13 protein-coding genes and 1 pseudogene are annotated in these 14,008 nt (G+C 56.8%); all 14 read right to left on the bottom strand.

Annotated elements, in window-relative coordinates; translation table 11 throughout:
• Position 1: 1 nt before the first annotated feature.
• Positions 2–643, bottom strand: a complete 642-nt coding sequence (locus MNU25_RS00160; protein ID WP_240983227.1) for a TetR/AcrR family transcriptional regulator — start codon at positions 641–643, stop codon at positions 2–4.
• A gap of 86 nt (positions 644–729) precedes the next feature.
• Positions 730–1,542, bottom strand: coding sequence for an alpha/beta fold hydrolase (locus MNU25_RS00165; protein ID WP_240983228.1), 813 nt, complete (start codon positions 1,540–1,542; stop codon positions 730–732).
• 104 nt (positions 1,543–1,646) lie between these two features.
• The gene (locus MNU25_RS00170; protein ID WP_240983229.1) at positions 1,647–2,672 is read right to left on the bottom strand and encodes a 3-oxoacyl-ACP synthase; all 1,026 of its coding nucleotides are present in this window, start codon (positions 2,670–2,672) and stop codon (positions 1,647–1,649) included.
• 275 nt (positions 2,673–2,947) lie between these two features.
• Positions 2,948–3,241: a hypothetical protein gene (locus MNU25_RS00175; protein ID WP_240983230.1), complete on the bottom strand. Its 294-nt coding sequence runs from the start codon at positions 3,239–3,241 to the stop codon at positions 2,948–2,950.
• Positions 3,238–4,425 (bottom strand): hypothetical protein, encoded by a 1,188-nt coding sequence (locus tag MNU25_RS00180; RefSeq protein ID WP_240983231.1) that lies wholly within the window; start codon positions 4,423–4,425, stop codon positions 3,238–3,240. The genes MNU25_RS00175 and MNU25_RS00180 overlap by 4 nt, the downstream gene beginning before the upstream one ends.
• A gap of 141 nt (positions 4,426–4,566) precedes the next feature.
• Complete coding sequence (locus MNU25_RS00185) at positions 4,567–6,030, bottom strand: sensor histidine kinase (RefSeq protein WP_240983232.1); 1,464 nt, start codon at positions 6,028–6,030, stop codon at positions 4,567–4,569.
• Positions 6,008–6,718 carry a response regulator transcription factor gene (locus MNU25_RS00190; protein ID WP_240983233.1) on the bottom strand — a complete coding sequence of 237 codons (711 nt, stop codon included), beginning with the start codon at positions 6,716–6,718 and terminating at the stop codon, positions 6,008–6,010. The genes MNU25_RS00185 and MNU25_RS00190 overlap by 23 nt, the downstream gene beginning before the upstream one ends.
• A gap of 396 nt (positions 6,719–7,114) precedes the next feature.
• On the bottom strand, positions 7,115–9,061 hold the full coding sequence (gene asnB, locus MNU25_RS00195) for an asparagine synthase (glutamine-hydrolyzing) (RefSeq protein ID WP_240983234.1): 1,947 nt from the start codon (positions 9,059–9,061) through the stop codon (positions 7,115–7,117).
• Positions 9,062–9,238: 177 nt separating this feature from the next.
• A complete protein-coding gene (gene obgE / locus MNU25_RS00200; RefSeq protein ID WP_240983235.1) occupies positions 9,239–10,516 on the bottom strand; it encodes a GTPase ObgE in 1,278 nt (425 codons plus the stop codon).
• A 209-nt stretch (positions 10,517–10,725) separates the two neighbouring features.
• The gene (locus MNU25_RS00205; protein WP_240983236.1) at positions 10,726–11,289 is read right to left on the bottom strand and encodes a Spo0B domain-containing protein; all 564 of its coding nucleotides are present in this window, start codon (positions 11,287–11,289) and stop codon (positions 10,726–10,728) included.
• Positions 11,290–11,464: 175 nt separating this feature from the next.
• Positions 11,465–11,764: a 50S ribosomal protein L27 gene (rpmA, locus tag MNU25_RS00210; RefSeq protein ID WP_240983237.1), complete on the bottom strand. Its 300-nt coding sequence runs from the start codon at positions 11,762–11,764 to the stop codon at positions 11,465–11,467.
• Positions 11,758–12,123, bottom strand: a complete 366-nt coding sequence (locus MNU25_RS00215) for a ribosomal-processing cysteine protease Prp (RefSeq protein ID WP_240983238.1) — start codon at positions 12,121–12,123, stop codon at positions 11,758–11,760. Before MNU25_RS00215 ends, rpmA begins: the two co-directional genes overlap by 7 nt.
• Before the next feature lie 28 nt (positions 12,124–12,151).
• On the bottom strand, positions 12,152–12,463 hold the full coding sequence (gene rplU / locus MNU25_RS00220; RefSeq protein WP_047827620.1) for a 50S ribosomal protein L21: 312 nt from the start codon (positions 12,461–12,463) through the stop codon (positions 12,152–12,154).
• 271 nt (positions 12,464–12,734) lie between these two features.
• Positions 12,735–13,990: pseudogene (locus MNU25_RS00225) on the bottom strand (Rne/Rng family ribonuclease).
• Positions 13,991–14,008: the final 18 nt, after the last annotated feature.

The raw sequence follows: 14,008 nt of genomic DNA on the forward strand, positions 1-14,008 counted from the left end.
CCTACCTCCCTTCTCTATCGCTCAAACCCTCCATGATCATCGTCATGGCGTCGTTTATGACGGACTTGGGCACATCTTTTTCTTCCCACAGGATCCAACGCATGCCCAGGGCATCCGCGATTCCCATCAGGGCATAGGCCACGGTCTCCGCGTCCAGGCTGCGAAATTCGCCTGTCTCCATCGCGGCCTGCAGTCCATGCACATACCCCTTGGCGAGCCGCCGATAGTACCATTTATAGAGTTCCTCATCAACAAATTCCGCTTCCTGAACAATCCGGTAGAGGTTTCGGTGCTTTTTTACATAAGAGAAGAAAGCCGCCAAGCCTTTTTCCTCAGCCTCCCGCCTCCCCTTCGCTCCCGCCAAGGCCTGGCTGACCTCCCGGCGCAAATTGTGGCTTAGGTCCCGGACCAATTGTTCGAAGATATCCTGTTTGCCCGGGAAATAGACGTAAAATGTACCCTGGGCCACCCCTGCCTTTAAAGTAATATCCACGACTGAGGTACGAAAATACCCCTTGCTTCCGATCACTTCTTCGGCCGCACTCAGGAGTTTTTGCCGCGTGGCCTCCCCCTTGACCGTCTTGGCCTGGAAGGTGCTCCCGGCCTTTTTCCCTGCCGCTTCGTTTTCTGCCGTATGTGCCAAAGCCATCACCTCATCGTTATGTCATCTCAGCCGTTATTATATCACCGGCGCCATCTCCGGTCACAGCGCCTCTCGCCCGAGCTTCTTCAGCCCTTAGAGCACCCGGATTCGCGCCAAAAACCCAGAACCTGCCGGTTAAACTCCTCCGCCTGTTCAATGAAGAAGAGGTGCCCCGCCTCCGGAAAAATGAGCAAACGGGCCCCGGGAATTCGCTCTGCCAGTAAAGCGGAGTTTTGCGGCGGTATCACAATATCCTCCGACCCCGCCAGTACTAAAGTCGGGACCCGGATTTGTCCCAGATCGCTTTCGGCGGCGAAACCCGCCCCGGCCGCAAATTGCCTTTCCCAGGCAAAGCGCGGCGTGGGCTTATTGAGGCGGCGGTCAACCAGTCGCTCGACGAGGCCCGGCTCCCGGGCCATAAACCCAGAGGAAAAAGCAGCCCGGAAACCCTGACGGATGACCTCCGCCGGCGTTAAACCCGCGATCTTTTGCATGCTGTCCAAAGCTTCGGCGGTAATCGGAAGACTACGGGGCCCGCCGAAGGAGGTGCAGGCCAAGACTAGGCTGCAAACCTGCTCCTGATGACGCAAGGCCAATTTCTGCGCTATAAAACCTCCCATGGATGTACCCAGAACATGAGCTTTGGCGAAGCCCAGTTGAGTGAGCAGTGCGGCGGCGTCATCGGCCATCAGGTCGATGGAATAAGGTTCGTCAGGCTTTTCGCTCTCCCCCACCCCCCGGTTATCGAAGATGACGATCCGGTACGACTTCGCCAGGGCATCAACCTGGCGGAACCATTGCCAGGTGGCATAGCCCAAACCCTCGATTAAAAGAACCGGTTCACCCGAGCCATGGATCTCGTAATAAAGTTCAATTCCGTTGATCAGGCATTTTGGCATTTTAACCCCTCCCTTCGAACACCAAAATAATTGCCCCCGTTGGCCCAAAAAGGCTTGGCCGCCTGCCCCCGGCTTTTGCCGGCGGGAAGATTCTGTTAAGTGGTTCAGGAAGCGCCCCCCCAACGAATGGTCACGGCGTCCCAAGCATACCCTATGCCCGCGCTGACCAGTACCACCACATCCCCGTCTTTGATCCGGCCTTGAGCCAAGGCGAGGCGCAAGGAGAGGACCTGGTCTATTTGGCCTAAATGTCCGTAGTCTTCAAGATAGACGGCCTGTTCTTCCCTTAAACCCAACTCCCGCAGGACCCTCTCATGAGCCGAACGTTTCATATGGAGGATCGCCAGGTAGGCAATGTCACTCACTTTATAACCGCTTTGACCGACCGATTCCCGCACGACCCGGACAAAGTTCGCCATGGATTTGGCGTCCAACCTCTTTTTCATACCCTCGGGGTCAAACACGTCCAGGTAATTTTGCCGCCGGGCCAAGGCCTCGACCGTCATCGGAACCCTGGTGCCGCCCGCCACAACGGCGACATCTTCGGAAAAAGCGCCGTCCGTAACCACGATGCTCTCCAGAACCCTGTTTCGGGAATATCCTTTCCGCAAAAGGACAGCGGCCCCGCCGGCAGCCAAATTGTAAAGAAAACGCGCTCTCGGATTGCGGTAATCCACCAAATCCGAATTCCTGTAACCTCCCGCCACCAGAACCGTCTTAATATCCGCATGAGTCAGCATCAAACTCTTGGCCAGCTTTAAGGCCAAAATAGTTGTGCCGCAGCGCAGAGCTACATCGAAAGCCCAAGCCCGTACGGCCCCAATCTCTTGCTGCAGTTTAATGCCGGCAGTCCAGACGGGATACTCTTTATGTTCTTCGCTGACAGAAATAATCAGGTCGATCTCCTCAGGCTTGATTCCCGACTCCGCCAGGGCCCGCTCCGCGGCCCAAATTCCCATCTGGCAAGTGTGATCTTCAGGTCCGGGCACGGGTTTACGGCGGAAGCCCAATTTCCGCTCAATGACCTCCTGCGGCAGACCGCTGGCGCGAGCCACCTCCGCACTGGTCATAAAATGCTCCGGAATGTAGATCCCTGTGCCCATGATCCCAATTGGGACGGTTTCCTGCATCAGCTGCGACCTCCAACAAAACCGACGGTTATTGAATACTGACTCACTTATCAATTTCCGGGCCCCAAGACGCGACACGTGCGCAAACGTCCCTCGGAGACGCGTTTTTCCTGCCTGTGGGGCCGGTTTCCCGGAAACTGTGCCGCCCTTAGCGGTTTGGGCAGGGGATGAGACATGAGTCAATCGTCAACTTTTTTCAGACTCATTATAAAACATCTTCTCTTCGGCCGGTATGATTTTAGCCCCAAAGGTTGGTTTTCCGGGTTCAACAGTCGTTAGCCTCGGCTCTGAGGTTCAGCCGGCGCTGCAAAGTCGATAGCAATAGCAATAGCAATGGCAATAGCAATGGCAATGGCAATGGCAATGGCAATGGCAATGGCAATGGCAATGGCAATGGCAATGGCAATGGCAATGGCAATGGCAATAGCAATGGCAATGGCAATGGCAATAGCAATGGCAATGGCAATGGCAATGGCAATAGAACAAGTCAGCCGGGACGCCCCCGGTTGGGGACGTCCCGGCTCAGATCTTAGGCACCGCCCAAACAGACAGCGGTCCCTCACACTCACACAAGGTTGCGTTCAATTTCCATTCCGGAAGAGGCATTCCTAAGTGTATAGTAATATTTGCCGGAGGGAGAAAAGAAGTTGACCCCTTTAGCCAAGAGGGTGCTGCCCTGAGAGTTGATCCGGTAGACTCCGCTTCCGGAACTCACCAGGAGACCCTGCCCCGACATGCTCACACTCGAGTCGCTGTCCCAAGGCACCTTGCCCTGCCAATGCAGAGAATAATCCGGCCGTTGGGGGCAAGGCTGGTTGTCGGTGATCGTCCAAACTTTAATCAGATACCCGTTTTGAACCGTACCCATGTAAAGCTTATTGTTCCAAACCCCCAAGACTTTGTCCAGAGGATTAGAGGCGACCTGAACCCTTTGACCGGCTTTTTCCGCGACGATCTGCCAGCGGTGATTGTCAAGGGCATCGTAATAAATTGCTCCTCTGTCCGGAGAAACCGCCAGGTGAGCCACCTGCTCTCCCCGCCAGCTCACGACCTTGACGTTCTTCATGACATCGACTTCGTAGAGACGGTTTTGTCCCTGATTTTCCGCCGAGAAAAACAGCAGATTGGTGGCTGTGGACAAGGAGACCTGAGTGATTTTATCCCATTGCAGGTCAAGAGGAAGGGTCGCCGCATAGCGCTCGTCAACCCCGCTTTGCCCCGCCGCCATTTCCACGCTGTAGATCCCCACACCCATACGCCCCGGACGGTTGGGATCGGCCCCTACCCCGGATTCGAAGAGGAGGAGCGCCTCCCGGTCCGGCAGCCATTGATAAGCCATGAGCTTGCCGTTAGGCCGAGGGGCCGTTTGCCAAATGACTTTTTTCTGCTGAAAATCATAAATGTTCAAAGTCGAGTTATTTTGGAAAGCCAGATAACGGTCATCGTACGAAACCCGGGGATCCTTTACCTGCGAAGCCGGCAAAGGAAAGACCGCCGTCCGGGGCACGAATAATCCCGGCCCGGCCGTAGAGGGAAACATCACCCGGGAGACCTGCCGATTGAGAAAATAGTACAAGGGAACCTGCCACAGGAGCCCGATAAATACCCAGACCAGGATCTTTCTGAACCCTGTGTGCTTGCGTTTATAGTGTTCCCGCGGCAGCGGAGCCCGCTCCCTGAACCCGCCGCTTTTGCGCTGAACCGAGTAGTTTCGCCCAAGCGTATCCGTATTTTCCGGGTAACTCGCAGCCATCCTTCGATATTGCTCCATTTTCCCTTCCCATCTCCATGATTTTATACCCGTCTGTTTCGCTCACCGGCCGTTCCCGCATGGCGCCTCTCACTTCCGAGACCTCCGCTCTCACTTCCGAAGGCTTCCCGCCCGGTCAGGCCGTTACTTTTTGCCTCCCGTCTCCCGCTTGCTATGCCTTTCATGCTTCTGATTTCTGGGCTCCGCTTTACTTTCCAGCGGCAGTTCTATGCAAAAACGCGCACCATGCGGGATAACGTTCTCCGCCCAAATGCGTCCGCCGTGCGCCGTCGTAATTTTCTTCGCAATGCTCAACCCCAAACCGTAACCCGGCACCTCACGCGAGCGGGCCTTATCGACCCGGTAGAAACGGTCAAATATCCGTTCCAAGGCGTCCGGCGGCAACCCGGGGCCATTGTCCTCGACGGTCAGTCTGGCCTCTTCTTTCTCCTTTAACACAGACAACAATATCTTTCCGTCTTCCGGGACATATTTGGCGGCGTTCTCCAAGAGGATCCGGGTCAATTGCCTGAGATAGAGGGCATCACCGCAAATGTCCACATCGTCCAACCGGTACTCCAAGTGCCGGGTTTGCAGGAACGGCAGGTTTTCAGCCGCCTCCGCCACCACCTCGCCCAGATTCAACTTGACCCTGTTTAAGCGCATATCCTCTCTCGCTAAGGTCAAAAGATCCTCTACCAGTTTAGCCATGGTCCGGGTCTCTTCCCCGATAGCCTTGGCCGAATCGCGCACCACTTCGGGCTCTTCGGCCCCCCAGCGCTGCAGGATATCGGCGTGTCCGCTGATCACCATCAAAGGAGTCCTCAACTCATGTGAGGCGTTGGCCACAAACTGTTCCTGCTGCTTAAATGACCTCTCCAAGCGCTGCAGCATCTGGTTGAAATTCCGGCCCAGCTGATCCAGTTCGTCGCCGTTTCCCCGCAGGGGCAGGCGCCGGTTGAGATCCTCCGCCGTCAAGCGGGAAATTTCCCGGTTCAAATCTCCCAAGGGATGCAACACTTGGCGGGAAAGAATTAAGCCGCCGATGACCGCCAGCATCAAGGCCGACCCCACTAACCAGAAGATTTGCTGGAAAAGAACTCTTTCCGCCAATTCGATCTCTTCCAAGTCAATGGCCGCTTGCAGCCAACCCACCTCTTTACCCCCTGAGAAAACCGGACGAGCCATATAATAGACATCCTGCCCGTGCAGGATACGAATCTCCGGCCCTTCGCTTCCGGCCACAGGAAGCTGCAATCTCAGCCCGCCGCTTTTCTGGATCAGAGCTCCCTTCGGGTCCGTCAGCTGAATCACCGCCCCTTTGGGGACTTTTCCTTTCAGGGCATCCGGGTCGCGGATATCCGTCACCTGACCGTCACGGCCTTCGTTCAGGCCGCTGATAACCTGGCTCACGGCGGTCTCCAGGGCCTGCCTTTTCTCTTGCAGCAAAGCCTCCCGGTTCACCCAGAAAGTCAGGGCGGAAAGCATCAGCACCGTCACCAAGAGCAAGAGCATATACCAAAACGTAATTTTCCAAACCAATCCCAACCTCGGGCGATCTAACAAAGAGCGCGCCTTGGCCCGGTCATTCCTCCGCTCTGAGGACATAGCCCACTCCCCTCACCGTCTGCAGATAATGCACTTGAAACGGCTCGTCGAGCTTACCCCTCAAAAAACGCACGTAGACGTCGACGATATTCGTATCGCCATAATAATCGTAACCCCAGACATTTTCCAAAATCATTTCCCGGGAGAGAACGTGCTGCGGATGCTCCATGAAAAAAGCGAGCAGCTCGAACTCTTTCTTAGTCAAGTGGATCTCCTGCCCGGAAAAATACACCCGATAAGCCAAAAGATCCAGCTCCAGTTCGCGAAACCTGAGACCGCCCTGTTCTCGCGGCGGCTGGGGGTTTTTTCGACGCAGCACCGCCCGCATCCTGGCCAAGAGCTCATCCATGGCAAACGGTTTGGTCAGGTAATCGTCCGCACCCAGATCCAAGCCCAGGACCTTATCCCTTACTTCACCCTTCGCCGTCAGCAAGAGAATCGGAATGTCTTTTTTCAGCCTGATCTCCCGGCAAACTTCGTATCCGCTCAGGTATGGCAGCATAATGTCGAGAAGGACAATGTCCCAATCCGATTCCATCGCCCGGCTCAGGCCTGTCTTACCGTCGGCCGCGAGGCTCACGTGATGCCCCTGGTGCTGCAGTTCCATACTGATAACTTTGGCAATGGCGCGGTCGTCTTCGACCAATAAAACGTTCAGGGGCGCTTCACCCTCCGGCCTCCCACTCATGCGGTCACCAGTTTCCTCTTGACGGCAACCCGGATGACCCGCCCATCCTCGGCAATCCGAAAAACACGGATCCTTTTGCCTTTTTCCGTCCATTCATGACAGCAGTCGTGACAAAAATAACGATCACGACCGATTCGACCCGAATTATGTCCGTTGCATAATGGGCACTTCAAGTCATCCACCTCCTGCAAAAGAACGGAAAATGTTCACTTGGTCGTGTATTGACAAGATTATTGGCACTTCTTCGTTCTTTATGTCCATCATGTGTTTGCTGATAAGGATACACCGCGCAGATTAAAACTCGATTAAAAGCCAGTGAAACTTCAGTGAAGAAAGGGGGAAAGCGGCAGCTGAAGCCGTCATTGTCCGGTGGACAATGACGGCCGAACTCTGAGTTTAACCCCACCGAAGCGGGGTAGATAACATCGACTCTCCCCGGTCCCCCTCCGCCTTCCTCCGCTCTGAGCTTGGGATTCCCCTCCGGCCCCTTATTTCCGAGCGTATATAGCCCAGATAGACTTCCAGAGTGTACAGAGCCCACATAAGGCGGGCCGACCGGGAAGACAGGGGACCCGTGAAACGCTCAGCCAGGGCATCCCACCTAAAGTAGCGCCCGATACCGGCCGCCGGGTCCAGAATAACCTCCAGCATTTTCTCCCGCCATTCTCCCTGCATCCAGGCGGTGACCGGAACCGGGAAGCCGTTCTTGGGCCGCTGCCAGATTTCCCGGGGCAGGTAAGCCCGCAAAGCCTGCCTGAGCACAGTTTTGCTTTCCCGGTGGGAAACCTTGAAGTTGAGGGGCAAGGCGACGCCAAGTTCGACCAAATGATGGTCAAGATACGGCAGGCGGATTTCCAAGCTATGGGCCATCGTCACCTTATCCGACTTCATGAGTGTATTCTCCGGCAGCCAGGAAAGCATATCAAAGCGCAGCATACGCTGTTCCTCAGGCCAATGTTCATCCCCTAACTCTTCCAGACCGTGAAAGGACTTAACTCGCAGTTCGGCCCAGACATCCGGCCGATACAGCCCCTCTTTGTGATCCGGACGCAACAGCCCGCCCACACCAAAATATCTTTCCGGCAGGCTGAGACTGAAGCGCCTCGTCTGCGCGGGAAAAGCACCTTCGGCACAAGCGCGCAGCCAGCCCGGCAGGGCCCGGTAGCGCCGGCATTGCAGCGGTTCCCGGTAGACCGTGTACCCGCCGAAAAGTTCGTCCGCCCCCTCACCGGAAAAAATCACTTTTTCTCCCGCGGCGGCGGCAAATTCCGCCAGGAAATAGAGCGGCAGCGCGGTCGGATCGGCAATCGGCTCATCCATAGCCAAAATGACCTCGGCCAGCCTCTCCTCCACTTCGCGCCGAGTCACAAGCCGTTCCCTGTGCACCGTTCCCAAGAGCTTGGCCGCAGCCCTGGCCTGCTCCAGTTCCGAGAAATAACGATAATCACGCGTCTTCTCCGGCTGCTCAAAACCCACCGCATAGGTACGCGCAGGTTCTGCGCGCGATTTTTGATGCAAGGCCGCCAGCCCGGCCGAATCAAGTCCGCCGCTGAAAAAGTACCCGGCCGGCACCTCCTCAGGCCAGCGGATCTGCCAGGCATCGTTCAAGGCTTCGTCCACTCTCTGCACGGCCTCGGACATGGACAGAGCCAGAGATTCCTCCGGCAAACGCCAGTATCTCACCCGGCGGGCATCCAAACGCTCGCCCCGCCAGCCGACGATGAGGCTGGTCCCGGGCTCAAGTTTGCGAATGTGTCTGAAAAGGGTATAGGGCGCCGGAACATAACGGTAACTCAGGTATTGGTCCAAAGCCTCCAAGTCCACTTGAGGATCTTCCACTCCGTGCAGCAAAGCCTTTAACTCCGAAGCGAAGCAGAGATCGCTGCGGCTTTCGTTCAGATAAAAGTAGAGAGGCTTAACCCCCAGTCGATCCCGGCTGAGCAGCAAACGCCGCCGGCGCCCGTCCCAGAGAGCCAAGGCAAAGGTCCCCCGCAAATGGGCCGGAAAGGTGAATCCGTATTCTTCGTACAGGTGAGCAATCACTTCTCCGTCCCCGCCCTGGCCGAAGCGATGCCCCCGTTTGCCCAGGCTTTCCTTGAGAGATTTATAATTATAAATCTCCCCGTTGAAGACGACGCGAATGTGGCCCCCTTCGTTTTGAAACGGCTGGTGTGCGGCCCCCCGCTCCACAATCGCCAGGCGCCTAAACCCTAAACCGATGTTTCTTCCCACATAGAAGGCTTCTTCGTCCGGCCCGCGATGTTGCAGCGAACCGGTCATCACCCGCAGCAACGGCATATCAACCCGTTGGGTGCCGGTCAGAAGCCCGCAAATTCCGCACATACAATGATCCTCCTTTTTACACCCCTAGAGGATATTGTATCTGATTTCTCTTAAAATATAAGGAAACCCCCATTAAAAGAGAATTAAAACGCCCGCCTGCCGCTTCCTATTTCTCTTCCGGCCGGGGAACCACATTCATCTTGGTTCGAATTATCTTAATCCGGCCTCTGATCCAGCCTACTCCTGCCACTCGAATTCCAATCCTTTGATTCGCACTTTATCACCTGCGCGAATGCCGCGCGCCCGCAGAGCCTCGTCAACGCCCATGACGCGCAGGATTGTCTGCAGGCGGTAAACGCCTTCTTCGCTTTCAAAGTGAGTCATGGCCACATGGCGTTCGACCTCGCGGCCCCGGATGATAAAAACACCGTCCTCATCCCGTCCGATTTCGAACCTCTCCGACGGGCCGGCTTTGGTCAAACGGTGCCCCTCTTCGGCCCGGACCACCGGCTCCGGCACCGGAAGCCCGGGGAGCCTTTGCCCGACTCGACCCAGGAGTTCGCCCAGTCCTTCCCCGGTCAGGGCGGAAACCGGAAATATCTCATAACTTATGCCCAAAGCCGCACGCACGCGTGCCAGATTGTCCTCCGCTCCCGGCATGTCCATTTTGTTGGCGACGATCATCATCGGGCGTTCGGCCAAGAAGGAATTGTACTGAGCCAGTTCGTTCTGAATCAGACGAAAGTCCTCCAAGGGATCACGCCCTTCCGAACCGGAAACATCCAAGACATGCAAAAGCAGACGGGTCCGCTCGGTATGGCGCAGGAACTCATACCCCAAACCCGCCCCGCTGTGCGCTCCCTCGATCAGCCCGGGAATATCAGCCATGACAAAGCTTTCCCCGTCAGCCAGACGAACCACCCCGAGATTCGGCACCAGCGTCGTAAAATGGTAAGGCGCTATTTTGGGCTTGGCCGCCGATACTTTAGCAATGAGAGTCGACTTGCCCACGTTGGGAAAGCCGACCAAACCCACGTCCGCGAGGAGTTTGAGCTCCAGGAGCAGCCGCCGTTCCTTGCCCGGTTCTCCGTTTTCGGCAAAAGTCGGGGCCTTGTTGGTATTGCTCATAAAACGGGCATTCCCCCGCCCGCCCCGTCCTCCTTGAGCCACAACTGCCCGCTGCCCGTCTTCGACCAGGTCGGCCAGCACTTCCCCGGTAACCGCGTCTTTCACCAAAGTTCCCGCCGGCAGCCGCAGACACAGATCCTCGGCCCCTTTACCGTGCATGTTCTTGCCCTGGCCGTGCTCGCCCCGCTCCGCCTTGTAGTGACGCTTGTAGCGAAAATCCACCAGAGTTCTGAGCCCCCGGTCAGCCACCAAAACCACGCTGCCGCCGCGCCCGCCGTCCCCGCCGCTCGGGCCGCCTTCCGGCACATATTTTTCGCGGCGGAAAGCCACCGCTCCGGCCCCGCCGTCCCCGCCCTTCACATAGATTTCAGCCTGATCGTAAAACATTCTTAGAGACTCCTCTACCTTTTTCTGACTCTTCCGGGCGCGTTTGCAGACAGTCCGCGCCTCGGACTGACCGGGTCGGCGAGGCTCAAGGCGTCGTCTGCGCGTTCACGGCCTGAAACAGCCCAGCGGCAGTGTCGTTGCCCCAGCGGGATCCGCATGCCATTGCCCATCCGACGCAGGCGCCGCTGCGGCGCCGGGACCCGCGCCTCTTAAAGATCCGCCGGCCGGTTCTGCCGCCACTTCTTCCCGGCTAGCCATTCCCCGATCTTCTCTCCCCGGCTTTCGCCGTGCGTTTCCCGGCGATACAATTCAAACGAGACCTCCAATTCCTTTCCGGCGGCCGTAAGAATGACCCGGGCCTCCAGGGAGGGACACGCCGGGAGGTAAGAGCGCCCCAAAGCCAGACACTCAGTAGTGTACCCGTACAAAGACTCGGCATACCCGGGCTGCCGCGGTGCCCGCCAAAAAGTATCCCCTTGCGGTTCCTCCGCCAACTCAACTTCACAGGCTATCTCTTCCTGGCGCAAGCGCAGAATGAGCCCCAGCAAAACCGCTGCTACATAAGGCTCCGGGATCCGGCCAAGCCGCTGTTCCGCCCTCTCGCTATCCGTGATCCCTCTCAAGTAGGCTAAAGCCTTATCAGCCTGTTTGAGCTGCAGATACCCCATGACTACCTGCCAATGGTTCATAAAATCATGCCGCTGCAACCGGTACCAGGCCAGTTGCTCAGTCAGTAGTTTTTCCGCTAACCGCTCATCACAATCCCTATCCATAGCCATGCCCTTTCTCACGAGATCCGAAACCGTAAACTCGAAAACTCGGCCGGCGCCAAGCCCTCCGGCGCAGGCGGCTGACGCAAGTTTTCTTATCCTGCGGGATACTGGTACTTTTTGGGTAGGATAAACCGAAAAACCCCCGGGGGCTATCCCGGGGGTTTAGATTTTCAGGTTATTGTACTTGAGCAACCGGGCGTTCAGAATAAATACTCACCTGTTTGCGTTTGCGATCCTTGCGTTCGAATTTCACGTAGCCATCGGTCAAGGCGAAGAGAGTATCGTCTTTGCCGAGGCCGCAATTTTTGCCCGGGTGAAATTTCGTGCCGCGCTGGCGCACGATGATGTTTCCCGCCAAAACAAACTGACCGTCGCCCCGTTTTACGCCAAGGCGCTGGGCCGCACTGTCACGGCCGTTACGGGAGCTCCCCACCCCTTTTTTATGGGCGAAAAGCTGCAGGTCCATTCTTAACACGGAGTCCACCTCCTCTGTTCAATCATCAGATATTCGTCTCCATAAGCCGCCCGGATCCCCTCCAGGCCCAGCCTCAGGGTTTCCAGGATCCACTGTGCCCGGGAAAATTCCTCCCCGCCCAGCGGACCGAGGCTGCAAGCAAGAAAACCCGTGCCCTCCCGCACCTGCGGGGGAACACTGAGAAAATGTTCAAGCCCGTTGACGGCGGCGATGCTTAAAGCCGAAACTCCCGCACAGACGACATCTTGGCCGGGGTCGGCAAATCCGGCATGGCCGCTCAGCTCAAACCCATGGATAAACCCTTCGGAGTCAACCCAGGCGGAGAAACAGAGTCTCTTCGGCTTAGCCCGAAACTCCATACGGCTCTCTTCCCCGGGGGTGCCCAACCTACGCTTCGAGCGCCTCGACAAGGACCTTTGTGTAAGGCTGCCGGTGTCCTTGTTTACGGCGGTAGTTCTTTTTGGGCTTGTATTTGAAGACAATGATCTTCTCCCCTTTGCCATGTTCAACAACCTTTAAAAGGGCTTTTGCGCCGGCAAGAACGGGGGTTCCCACTTTGACCACGCCATCCTGTTCGACGAGCAGGACTTTCTCAATCGTCACAATGTCACCGACATTGGCCTTAAGTTTCTCCACCTTCAGAGTATCCCCTTGTTTAACCCGGAATTGTTTGCCTCCGGTCTCAATTACTGCATACATCCTAACACCTCCTCTATCCCAGACTCGCCAGAGCAGGTTAATTTTCCCCCCGCGGCGAGAAGTATCCCGGCCGGGGAAAATTATTGTCGACCTGTTGCGCGCGGTTGCGGCAGAGAGCCACCACATTTTGTTATTTTAACACGTTTGCTTTTATTTTGTCAAACGTTAACGGATTATGTGACGTCTGAGGCGCGTCCTAACGCCGCGCCTTCCGCGTGCGGGGACGCTCCTTTGCCTGAAAGGTTTGCTTAGCACTTGCAAGGCTCGCCCGTTAACTTTGACGGGATCCCGGGGTTATGTATCCGTGCCCGTCACAAACCGGGCAGGGTTTCGTAAAGCGCGCGGCCAGCGTCCGGCCCACTTTCTTGCGCGTCATCTCCACCAACCCCAGCTGAGTAAGACCCAGAATGTGACACTTGATCCGGTCCGGCAGGCAAGCTTCTGCCAAGGCCTGCAAGACCCGCTCTTGGTCCGCGGCCGCATCCATGTCAATAAAATCGATAATGATGATACCTCCCAGGTTGCGCAGGCGCAGCTGCCGGGCGACCTCCTTCGCCGCCTCCAGATTCGTGCGCAGGACCGTCTCCGCCAAAGAGCGCTTCCCCACATACTTTCCGGTGTTGACGTCAATGGCGACCAAGGCTTCCGTACTGTTGACGACCAAATAGCCGCCGCTTTTCAGCCATACTTTCGGGCGCAAGGCCTTGCGCACCTCATCATCGACCCCATAACGGGAAAAAAGGCTGCCGCTCAAGTCAACCGAGACAGCCCTTGAGGCCGGATGCCCGATGTCCGCCAGGGCCTCGCGCATGATCCCGGCCACTTCTTCCCGGTCCGCGGTGATTTTCGTGACTTCTCGATCCACGAGATCGCGAACTAAGCGTAAAATCAATTCCAGATCCCGGTGCAGCAATCCCGGAACCGGCGCGGTCGCCTTTTTCTCCTGCAAGCGCCGCCACAGTCCGGCCAGGTGCCCGAGATCCTCCCGGATTTCCTCCCGGGCAATCCCTTGCGCCAAAGTGCGCACGACCACTCCCATACCGTCGGGCCGAACCTCAACCGCCAAGCTTCTTAAACGCTCGCGCTCCTCCGGGTCCAGGATCTTACGGGACACGCCCACATAGTCCACCTGCGGCACCAAGACCGTGTATCGTCCCGGCAAGGTCAGGTTCGTCGTCACCCGGGCTCCTTTATTCCCCACAGGCTCTTTCACAATCTGCACCAGAAGCTGCTGACGGGGCCGTAAAACCTGTTCCACCCGAACGTCGGGCGGGACGATCGGCCGCTCTTCTTCGTCCAGAGTACGGGGGGGCACCGCATCCCCCACGTAAAGGAAGGCGTTTTTTCCAGGCCGATATCCACAAAGGCGGCCTGCATCCCGGGAAGAACGTTCTCAACTCTGCCCAGGTAAATATTTCCGACCAGGCCGCCGGACTCTTCCCCTTCAAACACTTCCACTAACTCGTTATCTTCAAACAGCGCGGCCCGCAGCTTCTCTGCTTGCCCTTGGAGAATGATTTCCCTCAAAAAACCGGTTCCTTCCTT

The organism is Acididesulfobacillus acetoxydans (assembly GCF_902729405.1).
Taxonomy (GTDB): domain Bacteria; phylum Bacillota; class Desulfitobacteriia; order Desulfitobacteriales; family Desulfitobacteriaceae; genus Acididesulfobacillus; species Acididesulfobacillus acetoxydans.